This is a genomic window from Haloarcula amylovorans, assembly GCF_004681185.1.
Taxonomy (GTDB): domain Archaea; phylum Halobacteriota; class Halobacteria; order Halobacteriales; family Haloarculaceae; genus Haloarcula; species Haloarcula amylovorans.
On record NZ_SRIF01000002.1, the window covers coordinates 810809 to 827821 of the forward strand.

The window sequence follows — 17013 nt, forward strand, 5'->3', positions numbered from 1 at the left end:
AGTGGCGACAGATACAGGAACGCACGTCCCGACTCCGCCGACATGGGCCACCCTGTCTACGTCCCCGGCGGCCGCGAGGTGGTCGGCACGCTCGATTCGCCCGACGCCGACCGCGCCGTCGTCGCCTGCCCGCCCCATCCGCGATACGGCGGCAATCGGTCGGACCAGCGACTTCGAGCGGTGAGCGACGCGCTCGCTCCCGAGATTGCGTGTCTGCGGTTCGACTACGGGAAGTGGGACGAGGGCCGAGGCGAACGAACCGACGCCGAGAACGCACTGGCGTGGGCACGCCGCGAGTTCGACGCCGTTGGCTTGTTCGGCTACAGTTTCGGGGCCGACGTGGCGCTTCGGGCGGCTGCCGCCGTCGCCGACGGAGACGAACCGGCGGCGCTCTCGGTGCTCGCACCGCCCGCCGAACTCTCCGACGGGGCCGCCGTCGAGGCGATTTCTGCCATCGACTGTCCGGTGCAGGTCGTCTACGGCGAACGCGACGAAACGGTCGAGTGGCGACCGGTCGTCGAGCGCGCCCGCGAACTGGGTCACGCCGTCGAATCGTTGCCGGCGGACCACCACGTCATCGGGCAGGCCGACCGCGTGGCGGAAGTCGTCTCGCAGTTCTTCAGCGAGCGCCTGTAGCGGGCGGTCGGACCACTAGCGTACCGCCGCCGGCGGTGGTCCAGTCAAGGGCAACGACGCGCCCGTCGCCGTAGCGGACCAGAACCTCCGCGTCGTCGTCCCCGTCGAGGTCGGCTGGCGTGGCGAACGTCCAGATGGGCACGTTCCGCTCGTAGGCCGCCCGTTCCTCGCCGGTCGTCCCGTCCAGCACGACGACGGTGCCGCCGTTCGTGACCGCCACCACGTCGTCGGTGCCGTCGCCGTCTACGTCGGCCAGTCTCGGCGCGAACGTGGTGCGCCGCTCGCCGCTGCCCAGCGAGGTCCGCCACTCCGTCGTTCCTGTTTGGGTATCGACCGCCAGTATCGTATTCCCGGGGATGCCGACGTACACCTCGCTCTCGCCGTCACCGTCTGCGTCACCCGTGTCGTGGACCCGCGACGCGCCCGCGAGGTCCCTCGTCCACAGGCGCTCGCCCGTCGCGCCGTCGAGCGCGACCAGTCGGGCGGTGTTGCCCGCGAGCACTCGCCCCTCGGCGTCGACAGCGAGCGTCGACGCCCGGACGTCGCTTCGCCACCGCCGCGTCCCGTTAGGCTCGTAGCCGACGACGCCTTCGTCCCCGCCGAGGACGATTTCCGTCGCGCCGTCTGTGTCGACGTCTACTATTTTGGGGGCCGCCCACACGGCCATGTCCGTCTGTCTGCGCCACGTGACCGTCCCGTTCGAGCGAGCGACGACGAGCGTTCCCTCGATGTCGCTCGTGACGAGTTCCGGGCCAGCGTCACCCGTGACGTTCCCCACTGCTGGCTGGCCGTAGCCGTAGGTCGAGAGGGGGACGCGCCACTGTTCGGTGCCGCTGGCCGCGTCGAGGACGACCAGCGCGCGCTGTGTCGTGCCGACGGCGACTTCCATCCCGCCGTCGCCGTCCACGTCGGCGACCGCCGGCTGGGTGAGTGCGTGGGTGAAACAGTCCTCGGCGGGGACGCTCCAGCGCCAGCGCGTCGCGCCGTCACTGGGGCGTAAGCGGACCAGCGAACAGGAATGGGGACCGATGGTCTCGGCGTTGGGGACTGCCGCGATAGGTGCGGCGATCACGTCCCCGCGCGGGCCGACGCCGACGGCGTGGTGGTTCACCTCGTTGTCGCGGACGGTGTCGCTACTCCACGTCTGCGTGAGCGCGCCGCCGTCGGCGGTCACGCCCGCGGCGACGACGCCGACCAGCGCGCCACAGCAGAGCAGCGCGGCGAGGAGTGTCCGCGGTCGCATCGCCGGAACTCGGCTGCCGACGGACATAAGCCCCGCTATCGTCCGGCAGGCGAGAGCGGTACGTACTTCTCCGCCCGCCTGCGAGTGCTGGACATGCGCGGCCGTTCGCGGCGTTCGCCGCTCGTCGCCCTGACAGCGGCACTCCTCACGGTGCTCGCTTTTTCGGGCGTCGCCAGCGCCCACGGAGCCGTCGGCGGCGGCATTGAGGCCCCGATTCCGCTCCGGTTGCTGTACGCCGGGGCCGGCGGCACCGTCGCGGTCACCGCCGGCTGGCTGGCCGTCGGCGAGCGGACGGGGAAAACCGAGGCCGGTGCGCCGTCGTTCCGAATCCCGTTCTGGTTCGCGCAGGCGCTCAGAAACGTCGGCAGGACACTCGGTCTGTGCGCATTCGTCGCCGTCCTCCTCTGGGGCGTCGTCGGTCAACAGATTCAGTCCGAGAACGTCGCCACCGTGCTGTTCTGGCCGGTGTGGCTGAAGGGACTCGGTCTCGTCGCCGCCGTCGCCGGGAGTCCGTGGCGTCTCCTCTCGCCGTGGCGGACCGTCTATCTGGGGCTTGCGCGCTTAGAGGGCGAACCGCCCGCCGTCTTCGGTGCGTATCCCGAGCGACTCGGAGAGTGGCCCGCCGTCGTCGGGTTCGCGCTCCTGGTCGGTATTACCGAGAACCTCACGTTGCTCCCGCGCTCACCGCGGCTCACCGCCGCGCTGGTCGCTGCCTACGCGCTCGTCATGATCGTCGGTGCGCTCGCGTGCGGACCGACGTGGCTCTACCGGGCCGACGCCCTGTCGGTCCTCTATCGCCTACTCGGTCGGGTCGCGCCGCTGTCGGTCTCGGCCGAGGACCACGGCTATCGACTCTCACTCCGCGCCCCGTGGCAGGCCTGTACGCGACCGGTCGCCGACACGTCCACGGCGGCGTTCGTCGTTCTCGTGCTGTACACCGTCAGTTTCGACGGCCTGACGAACACGCGGGCATTCCGTGAGGTGCTGGCTTCGATGCCGACCGACCTCGGGCCGACGCCGGCTGGCGTCGCCCTCTATCTCGTCGGGTTCGCGCTGTTTCTTGGGAGCTACTGGGTCGCAGTCGCGCTGGTCGACCGACTCGGCGACGGAGAAACGACGACGCATACGGCAACGCGCGGGACGGCAATCGTCTTCGCCGCCTCGCTGTTGCCCATCGCCGCGGCCTACGAGGTGGCCCATACCTACCCGTTCGTCCTGCGGAATCTCGGCGTACTCACGGAGTTGGCGACCGGGGGCGTCCTCGCGCCGAACCCGGTCGCCGGCGTACCGCTCTCCGTGTTCTGGGGGTCGCAGGTCCTTCTCGTCGTCGCCGGCCACCTCGTCGCTGTCGTCGCTGCCCACACAGTCGCGATCGAGTCCTACGGACGGCGCGGAGGGCGTCGCGCACACGTCCCGCTCGTGGTCGTCATGGTCGGCTACACCGTGCTCTCGCTGTGGATCATCTCGCAACCGGTCGTGAACTGAGCCGTTGGCCGGCTTACTCGCTCGAATTCGGCGGACGGGAGTCGATTACAGTGGCTGATACGGGCAGAAGGTACATCCCCACCGGGGCTGTATCCAAGTGATATGGCAGAGACCGGTCTCGACGGACTGGCGGCCGCCCTCCAACGGGCGGTCCTCGGCGCGTTCCTCGCCGCGGTCGCACTCTTCGTCGGCACCTACAGTCTCACGGCGATTCAACGCCAAGATCCGATGTTCGTTATCGCGGGCGCAGTCGGCATCCTCGTCGCCTTCGGAGCGGCGGTGTGGCTCGGTTATCTCTTCGTCGACGGCTACCGAGCGAGATAGTCCGATATCGCTGACCCTGCGACGACCGACCGTATTCTTATATTATATAACGTTCTATAGTTATACATGGCGACGGCCGAACCGCTCTCAGTCACGCGGCGCGCCAGTCACGGGGTCGTCTCGCTGGTCGCGGGATTTCTCACCGGGTTCGCGCTCTTTCTCACGATCGGGGCCGCGCCGAATGACGCCCTGTTTTCGGCGGTCTCGATCGCCCTCCTGGTCGCGCTCAGCCGCTCACTCGCGCATTGAGTTGCCAGTAGCCGTGGGACCGACCAGTCGTCGACACGGCAGGTCGCGGACTGACAGTCGCTGACGAACGGGGATAGTCCCGAAACCGTTTAGACGCCCCGAGTCACACCGTCGGTATGCCGACGGAACCTGAGACGGACTACGACCCGGATCTGGGTCGGAAGTTCATCTTCGTCACCGGGGGCGTGATGTCTGGACTTGGCAAAGGCATCACCGCCGCCAGCACGGGTAGGCTTCTCAAGAACGCCGGGTTCGACGTGACCGCGGTCAAGATAGACCCCTATCTGAACGTCGACGCCGGGACGATGAACCCCTTCCAGCACGGCGAGGTGTACGTGCTGAAAGACGGCGGGGAGGTCGACCTCGACTTGGGAAACTACGAGCGGTTCCTCGACATCGACATGACTTTCGATCACAACATCACGACGGGCAAGACCTACCAGCACGTCATCGAGAAGGAGCGCGCCGGCGACTACCTCGGTCGCACGGTCCAGATCATCCCGCACATCACCGACGACATCAAACGACGCATCCGCGAGGCCGCCGAGGGCAACGACGTCTGTATCATCGAGGTCGGCGGCACGGTCGGCGACATCGAAGGGATGCCCTATCTGGAGGCGCTTCGTCAGTTCGCCCACGAGGAGGACGAAGACGACATTCTCTTCACGCACGTCACGCTCGTCCCCTACTCGAAGAACGGCGAGCAGAAGACGAAGCCGACCCAACACTCCGTGAAGGAACTGCGCTCTATCGGCCTCCAGCCCGACGTGCTCGTGGGTCGCTGCTCGGACAAACTCGACATCGACACCCGCGAGAAGATTGCGCTGTTCTGTGACGTGCCGACCGAAGCGGTGTTCTCGAACCCCGACGTCGACGACATCTACCACGTCCCGCTGATGGTCGAAGAGGAAGGCTTAGACGAGTACGTCATGGAACGTCTCGACATCGGCGACGAAGCGCTTCCCGAAGACGAGCGCGAGAATCGCTGGCGTGACCTCGTCACCCAGCAAACCGACGGCGAAGTCGAGGTTGCCCTCGTAGGTAAGTACGACTTAGAAGACGCCTACATGTCCGTCCACGAGGCGCTGAAACACGCCGGACTGGAGAAGAACGTCGACGTAAACGTCCGGTGGGTCAACTCCGAGAAGATGGGCGACCACCACGCCGAGCGAATGAGAGACGCCGACGCCATCGTCGTCCCCGGCGGCTTCGGCACTCGTGGAACCGAAGGCAAGATAGAGGCCATCCGCTACGCCCGCGAGAACGGCGTTCCGTACCTCGGTCTCTGTCTGGGCTTCCAGCTCGCGGTCATCGAGTACGCCCGCAACGTCCTCGATTTGACGGGCGCACACTCGACGGAACTCGACGAGGACACGCCCCATCCCGTCATCGACATCCTGCCCGAGCAGTACGAAATCGAGGACATGGGCGGAACGATGCGACTCGGCGCGAACGAGACGGAGATCGAAGCCGGAACGCTCGCGGCCACGCTGTACGGCGGCGAATCCTGCACCGAACGCCATCGCCACCGCTACGAGGTCAATCCCGAGTACATCGACGACCTCGAAGCCGCCGGGCTGAAGTTCTCCGGGCGCTCCGGAAACCGTATGGAGATACTCGAACTCGCGTCCGATGACCACCCGTACTTCATCGGGACGCAGTTCCACCCCGAGTTCCGTTCGCGCCCCACGAGAGCGAGTCCGCCCTTCGTCGGCTTGCTTGAGGCTGTCGTCGGCGACGACCCCCACACCGTCGAGACTGAGGAGGTGAGCCACTGATGGTGGACGTTGAAGAATTCATCGAGGAGGCGAAAACCGAGATCGCCGAGACGGTCGGTGAGAAGAACGCTGTCATCGGACTCTCCGGCGGCGTCGACTCCTCGACGGCGGCGGCGCTGGCCTACGAGGCTATCGGCGACCAACTCACCGCCGTCTACGTCGACACCGGGCTGATGCGGAAAGGCGAGACCGACGAGATACGCGAGACGTTCGACTACATGGACTCGCTTCGAATCGTCGAGGCACAGGACCGCTTCCTCGATGCCCTCGAAGGCGAGACAGACCCCGAGGAGAAACGCCACATCATCGGCGAACAGTTCATCCGGGAGTTCGAGGAAGTCGCTCGCGAGGTGGACGCCGACTACCTCGTCCAGGGGACCATCTACCCCGACCGCATCGAGAGCGAGGGCACGATAAAGAGCCACCACAACGTCGGCGGCCTGCCCGAGCGCATCGACTTCGACGGCATCGTCGAACCGATGCGTGACCTCTACAAGGACGAGGTCCGCGAGGTGGCCCGCGCGCTCGACCTAGAGGAGATTATCTCCGAGCGAATGCCGTTCCCCGGTCCCGGTCTCGCCGTCCGCATCATCGGCGAAGTCACCGCCGAGAAACTCGAAGTCGCCCGCGAAGCCAACCACGTCGTCGAGGACGAACTCGAAGAGTACGAACCGTGGCAGGCGCTGGCGGCGGTCATTGGCAAGGCCACCGGCGTCAAGGGTGACAACCGCGTCCACGGCTGGGTCGTCGCCGTCCGCTCCGTCGAATCGCGGGACGGTATGACCGCTCGCGCACAGGAACTGGACTGGGAGACGCTCCAGCGCATGCAGAGTCGCATCACCGGTGCACACGAGAACGTCGCCCGCGTCGTCTACGACGTGACCCACAAACCGCCCGCGACCATCGAGTACGAGTGACTATGCAGGTGCTCCTCGTCGGTTCGGATCCAGACAGCATCACCGACGCGCTCGAAGCGGAGGGCCACACCGTCACCGTCGCCGACGTCGGCAACCGTCCCGGACTGGAGGAGGCCGGCGTCCACGACGCCGACGTCTACCTCCTGACCGAGATGGCACAAGCTACCTCCATCGCCGTCGCCAAGGACCTGAACCCCGACCTTCGAATCGTCGTCTACGCCGAAGGATCGCTGCCCGACTTCGCCAGCCGGCAGGCGGACCTCATCATCGACCCGAACCTGCTCCCTCCCGAGGCCGTCGCCGAGGAGCTGTGAGTTCACGTCGCCGCCAGCGTCTCGCGTAGCGGTTAGAGCGGCCTACGTGAAACTTATCCAACTGGCACCGGTACGGACAGTATGACGAAAGAGGGAGACGCCTCTGAAACCGCGGTCAGAGGCGCCGACTCCGGGGTCGCCGATATCCGAGCGACGACTACCCAAGATACATCGCCCGCCACGCACGGACGCTATCACACCACGCGTGTCGGAGGTGCTGCCACGCCTCGAAGGGCTGGCTGCGCGCTGACGTGGTCGCGAGCGCCGGCCGAATCGTAAGATCGGCACCGCACTGGGGACAGCGATACGCCGTCCCGCGAGCAGTCGCGACGAGTATCCAGTCATCGTCGACCGGGCTCTGGTGGCCGCAGTCCTGACAGAACAGCGTCGATTTCGGCGGGTGAGTGTCCGCCGTCGGGGGTGCTGTCGGTGTCATCCTCACTACAGACGAACGTGTCGGACTAAAAGTAGCTGCCTAGGAGTTCTCAATAGCTCGCTATATCGCTCAGAGCGTCGCCGCCGTCTCCGCGAGACGCGTGCTTCCGCCGCGTTTGAACGGGACGCCGTGACCCATCCCGCCAACCTCGAACGTCGGGGCGTGTTCGACGAACCCGCGGATGCTCTCGGTCACGTCGCTCGTGCCGTAGCTTATCAGCCACGGCGAGGGCTTGAGCGTGCCCCGCTCCTCTCTGACGAGGTCCCCGAGGAACGCGGCGTCCAGTTCTTCGCTGACGTAACAGACGTGGCCGGGCGTGTGGCCCGGCGTGAGAAACGTGGTGAAACTGCCGATCGTCTCGCCGTCGGTCAGCGGTTCGACCGGATTGTCCGGCGGCGAGCAGAACGTTCCGCCGACGCGCTGAATCGCTCCCTTGTGGTTCGAGAGCGGCGGGCGCTCCTCGCCGGTCACGAATCGGGCGTCGGCTGCGCCGACGTAGATGGTCAGATCTACGCTGTCGAACGCCGAGAGACCGCCGACGTGGTCGAAGTCGTAGTGGGTCAGCAGGATGCGCTCTACGTCGCGCAGCTCGAAGCCGGCTTCTCTGATGCCGCCGAGGAGCGCGTTACCGTGCCACGGCATCCCGGCGTCGACCAGCGTCAGCGTCCCTCCGTCGTCGACGAGGTATGCGTTGACTCCTGAGAGGTCGTACCACCAGACGTCGTCCGATAGCGGGGTTACCATGGCTGAGCGTACGAACGCCCGCGTCAAAATCCTCCCGAAGCGTCAGAACGGTAACTGCGAGCGGACGAAGTGATATCCGGTCTTTGCCCTCGAAGGCGACCGAATCTGATACATCTCCTCGTCGGTCAGCTCGAAGTCGAAGACAGCGAGGTTCGCTTCGAGGTGCTCACGGCTAGTGGCTTTCGGGATGGTAGCGACGCCGTCCTGTTGGACCAACCACCGCAAGGCAACCTGTGCCGGAGACTTGCCGTAGCGGTTGCCTATCTGGACGATTGCAGGGTCCTCTAAGACGCCGCCGCGGGCCAACGGGCTGTACGCGGTCAAGAGCACGTCGTGGATCCGGCAGTAGTCGAGCAGTTGCGTCTGGTCCCAGTAGGGGTGGTATTGTACCTGGTCGGTGAAGATGGGGGCGTCAGAGAGGTCCCGAGCCTCGTCGAGTCGTGACGGCGAGAAGTTACTGACGCCGATGTTTCGGACGAGGCCGTCGTCGACGAGGTCGTTCATCGCGTCGATGGTCTCTGAGACCGAAACCATCCACGGCGTGTTCGGCCAGTGGATGAGCAACAGATCGAGGTAGTCGGTGCCGAGGCGGTGACAACTCTCGCGGGCGGACTGGCGGACGCGCCGCGCGTCTCGATTGCTCCCGTCGAGTTTCGTCGTGAGAAAGATGTCCTCGCGGTCCACGTCGGCGGCGTCGATCCCCATCCCGACCTGTCGCTCGTTGCCGTAGGCCTGTGCGGTGTCGACGTGTCGGTACCCCATATCGAGGGCTGTCTGGACGGTTTCGCGGCAGGTCGCACCTGTCAGCTGCCACGTGCCGAGACCGAGCGCCGGGACCGACTCGCCTTGGACCTGAATCGTCTCCATAGGCGCCGTTGGCGGGCCAGTGGCAAAACGGCAGTGGCGGAAGCGACAGCGGCGACCCGTCCGGCCGACGGGCTCAGCCCTCGATATTGTCGAGCAGGTCGGGCGCTTCCGCGGTGATTATCTCGTCGATGGCAACGCCGGCGGCCCCCTCGTCGGCGGGCAGACAGAACACCGGCGTCCCGTCGGCGATACCCGCCGTTGCTCGGACCGAGACGATGCCGGTCCCGATCTCGTCGAAGAGAAAGCTCCGGAACACCTCGCCGAAGCCGGGCAGGGACTTCTCGAACAGCGGGTGGACCGCCTCGATGGTCACGTCGTCGGTGGTGACGCCGACGCCGCCGGCAGTGACGACGATGTCGACGTCGTCCCGACCGACGAGCGTGTTGACGGCCTGCTGGATACCGTCGTAGTCCTGGTGGAGGCGTTCGCGGACGGTGACGCCGTAGCCGGCTGCCTCGATGGCTGCCGCCAGCGCTTCGCCGGTCGGGTCCTCGCCGCGGTCCGTCGTCGTCCCGACCGTGACGAGCGCCGCGTCGACGGCCGTCACCGCTGGTGGGTCTCGGCTCTGGGTGGCGGGCGGGTCGGCGGTTCCAGTGGTCGCGGCAGTATCGTCCGCCGTCGATTCGTTCGGTTTTCTTACCGGGTCCGCGGTCGGGGTTACCCCGTCGTCCTGTTCGTTCACTCGGTCGTCGGAGTGAGCCGACTCGGTCGCCGACGTCGTCTCCAGAGTCCGCTCCGTGTCCGCCGCTGACGCATCTTCGTCAGTCCCGGTGGCCTCGGTCGCCGACGGCTCGTCGCTTTCGGTCGCGTCCGTGGCGTCGGCCGTTTCGCTCCGCTCCGCGTCGGTTTCGTCGCCGTTCTCGTCTGTCTCCGTCTTCTGGCCTGTCCCCGTCTCGTCTGCGTCCGCGACCGTCTCCGCCTCGTCTTCCTCGTCCTCCTCGTCATCGTCGTCGAAACTGAACCCCCGCCGGGTATCGCGGGACTGGAAGTCGACCATATGCAGACGAAGGCACCTGGCGGGTAAATGGTTCCGGCCGCGGGGATCGTGGCCCAAACACGTCATCCACGATCGTTTCAGTATTTTTATGGTGGCGATGCGTCAGTTCACGCGTATGGTAGGGGTGTTTCACGTCGTGTGCCACGAGTGCGCGTTCGAGGGGTTGTACGAGAGGCACGCGACAGCGGTCAGCGAGCGAGACGAACACGCACGGGCCTGCGACCACCGGATGACGCTCCTCGAAATCGACCGGTCGAAGCCCCTCTCGCGGGCGTGACCCAGCGTCACAGACCGCCAGTGTTTTGCGGCCGCTGACCCGAGAGCCGAGCATGCAGGCCGTCCAGTACACCGACCACGGCGGGCACGAGGTCGTCACTTACGGCGACGCGCCCGACCCGACGGTCGGCCGGGACGAAGCGCTGGTCGACGTCAAAGCCGGCGCGCTGAACCACCTCGATGTCTGGACCCGCCGTGGACTCCCCGGACTCGACCTCGAACTCCCGCATATTCCGGGAAGCGACGCCGCCGGCGTCGTCCGCGAGGTCGGCGCGGACGTGACCCGCGTCGAACCCGGCGACCGGGTCGCGGTCAGTGCGGGCATCAATTGCGGCACCTGTGAGTTCTGTCGCCAGGGCGAACCGACGCTCTGTGTCGACTATCAGGTGCTCGGCGAGCATACCACGGGTGTCCACAGCGAACTGGCGGCGGTACCGTCCGACGCACTCGTCTCCGTCCCCGACGGCGTGGACTGGGAGACGGCGGCCGCCGCCCCACTCGTCTTCCAGACGGCGTGGCGGATGCTCGTCACGCGCGGCGAGATTCGCCCTGACGATTCAGTGCTCGTCCTCGGCGCGAGCGGCGGCGTCGGCCACGCAGCCGTCCAGATAGCCGACCACGTCGGCTGTGAGGTGTTCGCAACCGCGAGCGCCGACGAGAAACTGGCGGCCGCCGAGCGACTCGGTGCGGACCACGCCATCGACTATACTGACAGCGAGTTCGATACGCGAATCCGAGAGCTCACCGACCGGCGCGGCGTCGACGTCGTCGTGGACCACGTCGGCGAGAAGACCTGGCGACAGTCGCTACGATCGCTGGCGAAGGGCGGCCGCTTGCTCACCTGCGGCGCGACCAGCGGTCCTACCCCCGAAACGAACGTCAACCGCATCTTCGGCAACCAGCTGACCGTCGTCGGGTCGACGATGGCGACCTACGGCGAGACCGAGGACGCTCTCGAACGGGTGTGGGACGGGACGTTCACCGTCGAAAAGCGGGCGACGCTACCGATGAGCGAGACGGCCCGCGGTCACGAGCTGCTGGAATCGCGCGAGGGGTTCGGCAAAGTCGTCGTGATACCGGACAGTGAGTACGATGAGTGAGGACGAGAACCGTCCCGAGACGGGAGACGGCAGCACGGACGGCGGCGCGGCTGACGGCGGCTACGTCCATCGTCCCAGCGGCGAACCGCCGCAGCAGGCGGCGACGAGCGACGACTTCGGCTGGGAGGGCTGGGTCCTCGTCGGGATGATCGTCGTCGGTTTCCTCCTGATTCCCATCGCCATCCTCGCGCTCCCGGCCGCACAGGGATTCGTCCGGTCGCTCGGTCTCACCCTCCGGGCGGCGTATCTGGCGCTGCCGCTCGTTCCGGCGTTCCTGCTGGGCGGTCTCGCCGTGTGGTCAGCGCTTCGCTCCCGCCGAACGTAGCCGGGCCGACGACGGCGGTAGTATCGCTCACGATACTGGGCAGAGAACGTTTATCCCGCAGTCAGGCTACCGTCGAAGCAGATGCTGCTATCGCCGCTTTCGGTGGTGCTGTTGGCCGCCGTCGTGGGGATGGGCGTCGCCGTTCTCGTCTGGCTCCACCGGGACCGACCCGGTGCCGGCCCCCTTGCGGCGTTCGTCGTCGCCGCCAGTCTCTGGACCGTCGCCTACGGACTGGAACTGGCGGTGCCGGACGTACAGACGATGGTGCGGTTACTACAGGTGCAGTTGACGCTCTCCGTCGTCGTCCCCGTCGCGTGGCTGGTGACGGTCCTGGAATACACCGGCCACCCCCACTGGCTCACGAAGCGACGCGTCACGCTCTTGCTCGCGGAACCGGCACTGTTCGTCACTCTCGTGTGGTCGAATCAGGGACACGGGTTGGTCTGGTCCGGCTCCGAGACGGAGATTCTTGCCCAGACGAGCGCATTGGTGCCGGTCTGGGGACTGGCTCGGTGGGCCCACCTCGCGTACATGTTGACGCTGATTCTGGCTGGCGGCGTCCTGCTGGTCCGACAGATGCTGCGGACTAACGAACTGTTCCAGAGCCAGAGCTTCGCGCTGCTGCTCGCCATTACGGTGCCGACCGTCACGCAGTCGCTGTACGCGCTCGGCGAGTTCACCGAGACGCTCGACCCGACCAGTCTGGCGTACGTCGTCTCCGGAATCGTCCTCTCGCTGGCGCTGTTGCGCGGACGGTTGCTGGACGTTGCGCCGGTGACCCGCGACCTCGGTCGGGAAGCCATCTTCGCCGAGATGGACGACCGAGTCATCATCGTCGACGAGGGCGACCGCATCGTCGACGTCAACGCGGCGGCCGCCGACTTATTCGACGAGGACACCGCTGGACTCTCTGGGAAGTCCCTGCAACGTCGGCTTCCGGCGCTCGCAGAGACACTGCCCGAGACCGGCGAGCGAGCGCAGACGGAGACGCGACTGGAGCGCGACGGCGCGGTGCGGTACTACGACGTTCGAGTGACACCGCTGTATCGGGCCTACGGCGTCGTCTCGGGCCACCTCGTCAGCCTGCGAGACGTGACCGACCGCCGCCAGCGCGAACAGCGCCTCGACGTGCTCAACCGCCTCCTCCGACACAACATCCGCAACGAGATGAATGTCGTCCGCGGGAACGCCGACCTTCTGCGCGATAGCGTCCCCGACTCGGAACGGGAGCGTATCGACCGCATTCTGCAGACGGTCGACGCGATCGTCGATCGGAGTAACAAGATGGGGCGCGTCTCGGAGGCCCTAGAGAACGAGCAGACTCGACCGGTCTTCTTGCGCCGACTGCTCGTCCCGGTCGTCGAGGAGGCTCGCGAGCAGACGCCAAACGGCAAGGTGACGTTGTCCTGTCCGGAGTCCTGCAGAGTCGAGGGCGGCCCGTCGCTGACACTCGCGTTCGGCGAACTGCTCGACAACGCAATCGAACACAGTGACGGGCCGCCGACGGTCGCGGTCACGGTCACGACCGACGACGCCGAAACCGGCGTCCTCGTTCGCGTCAGCGACGACGGACCCGGTATCGCCCCGCACGAACGAGACGTCATCCTCGCCGGACAGGAGACGCCACTTCAGCACGGCTCCGGGGTCGGGCTCTGGTTGGTCCACTGGGTCGTCCGCAACGTCGGCGGGACACTGGAGTTCGTCCCGGACGACGGCGACGGGACGACCGTCGAGATCGAACTGCCGGCGGCCAGCACGGACCGCGACACAGCGGCGGGAGCGGGCGACGACCTCCCGACCGGCCGGGCGAGCGACGAACGGTCGGCAAATGCGTCTGCCGACGCGGCGGTGTCAGAACGCTGACGCTGCGAGAACGAACCGCTTACCGTTCCTCGTCGCGGCGCATCGCAATCTCGAACCACGGACAGAGGCGCAGTTGGCGGTAGTACTCCGGGTGTTCGCGCAGGCGGTCGTAGGGGACCCACAGCAGGCCGTCCACCTCGCCGGGGTTCGGATCGAGCGACGTGTCCGAGAGGGTCGCCTGCAACACGGCACAGACTTCCCACTCCAGTCCAGCGTTCTCGTAGTATCGCTTGTACTCGAAGCGGTCGGTCACCCGGAGATCGTTGTACTGGGCAGGCGTGATACCCAGCTCCTCTTCGAGGCGCTCTCTCGTGGCCTCGACCTGCGTCTGGCCCTGCACAGGGTGGGAGGCGACGGTGCCGTCCCAGTAGGTGTCCCAGAGGCGCTTGGTCGCCGCTCGCTGGGCCAACAGCACGCGGTCGTCTTCGTCGAACAGCAGCGCGGTGAAGGCTCGGTGGCGGATGCCGTCGCCGGTGTGGGCGTCGAGGCGGTTGACTGTCCCCGTCTCGGTGTCGTCTGCGTCCACTGCGATGACGTCCTGCCTGGCGTTCGGATGCGCGTCGGCCGCGTCGTTGCTCATATGGCCTACCAATCTCGGAGGGGCGTCTTACGCGCTTCGACTTCCCGCGATTGAATCAGTACCGGTGCCCCTCGTCGGTGTCCACGTTCGTCTCTGTGTCGAAGCCCGTCGTTCCGACAGCGTCTTCGACGCCTGCTCCACGTGCTTCGAGCGGCGGATGGCCGTACTCCTCGTCGTAGGCATCCGCGAAGCCCTGCGCCCAGATGTACATGACGGCCGATTGGCCGACGAAACCGATGAACGGAAGCAGGAGGATTCCGACGAGGGTGAACAACAGGATACTCCCGACCGCCTGGACGATAATATTGACCACGATGCCGAAGACAATGGCTTTCAGCATGGTTCCGTTGGTCCCGACGGTTCGCAATACGTCCGTATCGAACCCGGCTGTGACGCTGTCCTCCGCGACGAAGTTGGCCGTCGCCACGGGGAGGACGACCGCTAGCACGAGTATCCCCACAAGATAGACGAGCGACGCGACGAGGAATCCGACCATCAGTAACGCGCTACCCGATTCGACGGTCATCCCACCCAGAACGAACGCGAGCAACGGCAGTCCGGCGACGACGAGGAGAGCAAACACGTAGGCGAGGACGAGGAGGGTGTGTCGTAATCCATCGACGGTCAACTCGACGAGGTCGAGGTCGCCCCACTCCGGCGGGTTCTGCGTATCGCCGCCCATCACTCGCCGCATCACTGCTAACATGTACCCGCTGAACGTGAACGCCGGAATGACGAATATGCCGAGGAGTCCGACGATACCACCGAGCAGTACGCGTTCGAGCCAGTCGTCGCCCTGTGTCTGATAGCGGAGACCATCTTCTATCATGTCGGGCTAGCAATCACCGAAGCTATGTAAATACCTTCTGACGCGTTTCTGCGCAGTATCTACGAAGATAGGAGACGGGGGCCTGCCGTATAATTCCGACGAGATGGAGCAAGAAGTTCTTTGTCGGCACGACGTGTACAGCCGGTCAATGGCACTCAGTGACCACCTCGACGAATTCGGACCGGCCACCATGCTTCTCGTCGGCTTCGTACTGTTCATATTCCCCGAACCGGCAACGTCCGCACTCGGCGCGGGGCTGCTCTTGTTGGGGAGCGTCTGGTGGTTCTACGAGTGGAATCGGTAGCGCTACTCTGGCGCTTCGACCGGCGCTTCCATCTGCGCGACGTCGAGTATCAGCGTGTTGCTCGTGTCGTCGATGGCCGCGATCTCGCCGGCGACGACGAGCCCGTGCTGCGGCGTCGGGCCGACAGCGACGGCCTGCCCGACGTCGAACTCCCCGACGGATTGCTGGAGGTGGACCTGCGCACGACACTGCTCGGGATGGTGGACGCCGCGAAGGGAGATGCGGTCGACAGTGACGTCGAGGCGTTCGTACTCGTGGGCCATCCGCATCGACTCCGTTTCTTCGAGCGGTTCCCTGCCGAGCGCGTCGTACGCGAGCTCGGTCGGGACGTACCCCCCTTCCGGGCCGGAGACGCTGTCGACGAGACCCAGTTGCGCGAGACTCTGCATCTGATTCTGGACCGTTCCCAGACTCCGGTCGACCTCGTCAGCGACGGTCTGGCCCTTGACCGGGCCCTCCGCCGTACGATGCCGATTGACCAGCGCAGTGAGCGTCTGCTCCTGACTGCTGGTCAGGTCGATCTGGACCATACTGGCTGTACCACGACGGGGCTGATAGGCGTGTGGATTACAGACGGGTTCGATAGCCGCTGTCTCATCACTCTCTCATCGCTGCAGTATCTCATCACTCGTCCAGCAGCGTCTCGTCGCCGTGGCGCTCGCGGAGCGTCTCTAGATACTCGTGCTGGGCGAGCAACTCGTCGGTCGGTTCGGCGTAGACATCTGCGAAGAGGTCCCGCGGGTCGGCGGCGGACGCTTCGGCTCGGTCGACGATGTCCGCGAGCGTCTCGGCGATCTCCTCGTTCATCGCGTCCAGCTGCTCGCGGTCCAGCAACCCTCGGTTCCAAAGGAAGGTGCCAAACCGAACCAGCGGGTCCTTATCGCGCCACGCCTCGACTTCGTCTTCGTCGCGGTACACGTCGGGGTCGTCGGCGGTCGTGTGGGCCCCGAAGCGGTACTGTACCGCCTCTATCAGCGTCGGACGGGCCGCGCCTTCGTCGGGGTCGAGCGCCCGTTCGCGGGCCGCCTCGGTGACGACGTACGTCGCGAGCGGGTCCATTCCGTCGACCTGCACGCCGTCGAAGCCGTACGCCTGTGCCTTCTCAGCGATGGTCGCGCTCGCGGTCTGGCGCTCGCGCGGGACCGAGATTGCCCACTGGTTGTTGTTACAGAAAAAGAGCGTCGGCGTGTCGAAGACGCCGGCGAAGTTCATCGCCTCGTGGACGTCTCCTTCGCTGGTCGCGCCGTCGCCGAAGTGGACCACGCCCGCGCGGTCGTCGCCTCGCTTCTTCGCCGCCCACGACCACCCGACAGCGTGGGGAACGTGGCCCGCGATGGAGATGTTCAGCGGGAAGACGTTGATGTCCGCGAGGGCGGCGTTGCCCCGCTCGTGGCCCATCCAATAGAGAAGATACTCCCATGGGAGGCCGCGGGCGACGAGCGCGCCGTGCTCGCGGTACTGGTAGAAGATGGTGTCCTCGTCGGCCAGCGCGTACGTCGAGCCTATCTGGGAGCCCTCCTGTCCGGCCAGCGAGGCGTAAGTGCCGAGTCGTCCCTGCCGCTGGAGGTTGATCATGCGCTCGTCGAAGCGCCGAGCGAATCGCATGTCACGGTACATCGAGACGAGCGTCTCGTCGTCGAGGTCCGGGACGAGCGAGGGGGCGACGACCTCGCCGTCGGCGTCGAGTACCTGCACGCGGTCGTCGGGCGCTCGGTCGAGAACGTCAGCGGCCATGCTGTCGGGACA

The 17013-nt window shown here is 66.2% G+C and carries 21 protein-coding genes; 12 read left to right on the plus strand and 9 right to left on the minus strand.

Annotated elements, in window-relative coordinates; genetic code table 11:
• Positions 1 to 42: 42 nt before the first annotated feature.
• On the plus strand, positions 43 to 636 hold the full coding sequence (locus E4S61_RS11310; RefSeq protein WP_135304041.1) for an alpha/beta hydrolase: 594 nt from the start codon (positions 43 to 45) through the stop codon (positions 634 to 636).
• On the opposite strand, the gene E4S61_RS11315 is transcribed toward E4S61_RS11310, so the two are convergent.
• Complete coding sequence (locus E4S61_RS11315) at positions 620 to 1879, minus strand: outer membrane protein assembly factor BamB family protein (protein ID WP_167768480.1); 1260 nt, start codon at positions 1877 to 1879, stop codon at positions 620 to 622. The genes E4S61_RS11310 and E4S61_RS11315 overlap by 17 nt on opposite strands.
• Before the next feature lie 93 nt (positions 1880 to 1972).
• On the opposite strand from E4S61_RS11315, the gene E4S61_RS11320 reads away from it, so the two are divergent.
• The 6 genes from E4S61_RS11320 to E4S61_RS11345 all read left to right on the plus strand — a co-directional run bounded on the left by E4S61_RS11320 (position 1973) and on the right by E4S61_RS11345 (position 6946).
• Positions 1973 to 3364, plus strand: coding sequence for a hypothetical protein (locus E4S61_RS11320; RefSeq protein WP_135304043.1), 1392 nt, complete (start codon positions 1973 to 1975; stop codon positions 3362 to 3364).
• Positions 3365 to 3466: 102 nt separating this feature from the next.
• A complete protein-coding gene (locus E4S61_RS11325; protein ID WP_135304044.1) occupies positions 3467 to 3688 on the plus strand; it encodes a hypothetical protein in 222 nt (73 codons plus the stop codon).
• Between the two features lie 66 nt (positions 3689 to 3754).
• Positions 3755 to 3937, plus strand: a complete 183-nt coding sequence (locus E4S61_RS11330; RefSeq protein ID WP_135304045.1) for a hypothetical protein — start codon at positions 3755 to 3757, stop codon at positions 3935 to 3937.
• Positions 3938 to 4053: 116 nt separating this feature from the next.
• A complete protein-coding gene (pyrG, locus tag E4S61_RS11335) occupies positions 4054 to 5715 on the plus strand; it encodes a glutamine hydrolyzing CTP synthase (RefSeq protein ID WP_135304046.1) in 1662 nt (553 codons plus the stop codon).
• A complete protein-coding gene (gene guaA / locus E4S61_RS11340; protein ID WP_135304047.1) occupies positions 5715 to 6632 on the plus strand; it encodes a glutamine-hydrolyzing GMP synthase in 918 nt (305 codons plus the stop codon). Before pyrG ends, guaA begins: the two co-directional genes overlap by 1 nt.
• Positions 6633 to 6634: 2 nt before the next feature.
• Entirely contained in the window at positions 6635 to 6946 is a 312-nt protein-coding gene (locus E4S61_RS11345) for a DUF7126 family protein (protein ID WP_135304048.1), read from the plus strand.
• 157 nt (positions 6947 to 7103) lie between these two features.
• Here the strand turns inward: E4S61_RS11345 and E4S61_RS11350 are convergent, their stop codons facing one another.
• From E4S61_RS11350 to E4S61_RS11365, 4 genes are all read right to left on the minus strand, one after another.
• Positions 7104 to 7382, minus strand: coding sequence for a hypothetical protein (locus tag E4S61_RS11350; RefSeq protein WP_135304049.1), 279 nt, complete (start codon positions 7380 to 7382; stop codon positions 7104 to 7106).
• Between the two features lie 69 nt (positions 7383 to 7451).
• Positions 7452 to 8126 (minus strand): MBL fold metallo-hydrolase, encoded by a 675-nt coding sequence (locus tag E4S61_RS11355; protein WP_135304050.1) that lies wholly within the window; start codon positions 8124 to 8126, stop codon positions 7452 to 7454.
• 42 nt (positions 8127 to 8168) lie between these two features.
• Positions 8169 to 8993, minus strand: coding sequence for an aldo/keto reductase (locus tag E4S61_RS11360; RefSeq protein WP_135304051.1), 825 nt, complete (start codon positions 8991 to 8993; stop codon positions 8169 to 8171).
• Between the two features lie 73 nt (positions 8994 to 9066).
• Entirely contained in the window at positions 9067 to 9990 is a 924-nt protein-coding gene (locus E4S61_RS11365; protein ID WP_135304052.1) for a molybdopterin-binding protein, read from the minus strand.
• A 115-nt stretch (positions 9991 to 10105) separates the two neighbouring features.
• Between E4S61_RS11365 and E4S61_RS25405 the strand changes: the two genes are divergently transcribed.
• From E4S61_RS25405 to E4S61_RS11380, 4 genes are all read left to right on the plus strand, one after another.
• The gene (locus tag E4S61_RS25405) at positions 10106 to 10267 is read left to right on the plus strand and encodes a hypothetical protein (protein WP_167768481.1); all 162 of its coding nucleotides are present in this window, start codon (positions 10106 to 10108) and stop codon (positions 10265 to 10267) included.
• Between the two features lie 52 nt (positions 10268 to 10319).
• Positions 10320 to 11366, plus strand: a complete 1047-nt coding sequence (locus E4S61_RS11370; RefSeq protein ID WP_135304053.1) for a zinc-binding dehydrogenase — start codon at positions 10320 to 10322, stop codon at positions 11364 to 11366.
• Complete coding sequence (locus tag E4S61_RS11375; RefSeq protein WP_135304054.1) at positions 11359 to 11691, plus strand: hypothetical protein; 333 nt, start codon at positions 11359 to 11361, stop codon at positions 11689 to 11691. Before E4S61_RS11370 ends, E4S61_RS11375 begins: the two co-directional genes overlap by 8 nt.
• Before the next feature lie 81 nt (positions 11692 to 11772).
• Positions 11773 to 13554, plus strand: coding sequence for a histidine kinase N-terminal 7TM domain-containing protein (locus E4S61_RS11380; RefSeq protein WP_135304055.1), 1782 nt, complete (start codon positions 11773 to 11775; stop codon positions 13552 to 13554).
• 19 nt (positions 13555 to 13573) lie between these two features.
• Here the strand turns inward: E4S61_RS11380 and E4S61_RS11385 are convergent, their stop codons facing one another.
• Positions 13574 to 14134 (minus strand): NUDIX hydrolase, encoded by a 561-nt coding sequence (locus E4S61_RS11385; RefSeq protein WP_135304056.1) that lies wholly within the window; start codon positions 14132 to 14134, stop codon positions 13574 to 13576.
• A gap of 55 nt (positions 14135 to 14189) precedes the next feature.
• Positions 14190 to 14963 (minus strand): DUF4013 domain-containing protein, encoded by a 774-nt coding sequence (locus E4S61_RS11390; protein ID WP_135304057.1) that lies wholly within the window; start codon positions 14961 to 14963, stop codon positions 14190 to 14192.
• Between the two features lie 148 nt (positions 14964 to 15111).
• Here E4S61_RS11390 and E4S61_RS25410 point away from each other — a divergent pair, with 148 nt between their 5' ends.
• The gene (locus E4S61_RS25410; RefSeq protein WP_164509642.1) at positions 15112 to 15267 is read left to right on the plus strand and encodes a hypothetical protein; all 156 of its coding nucleotides are present in this window, start codon (positions 15112 to 15114) and stop codon (positions 15265 to 15267) included.
• 2 nt (positions 15268 to 15269) lie between these two features.
• Here E4S61_RS25410 and E4S61_RS11395 read toward each other — a convergent pair whose 3' ends face one another.
• Together E4S61_RS11395 and pdhA are read right to left on the minus strand one after the other, a co-directional pair.
• Positions 15270 to 15797 (minus strand): HTH domain-containing protein, encoded by a 528-nt coding sequence (locus tag E4S61_RS11395; RefSeq protein ID WP_135304058.1) that lies wholly within the window; start codon positions 15795 to 15797, stop codon positions 15270 to 15272.
• A gap of 94 nt (positions 15798 to 15891) precedes the next feature.
• Positions 15892 to 17001 carry a pyruvate dehydrogenase (acetyl-transferring) E1 component subunit alpha gene (gene pdhA / locus E4S61_RS11400; protein ID WP_135304059.1) on the minus strand — a complete coding sequence of 370 codons (1110 nt, stop codon included), beginning with the start codon at positions 16999 to 17001 and terminating at the stop codon, positions 15892 to 15894.
• Between the last annotated feature and the right edge of the window lie 12 nt (positions 17002 to 17013).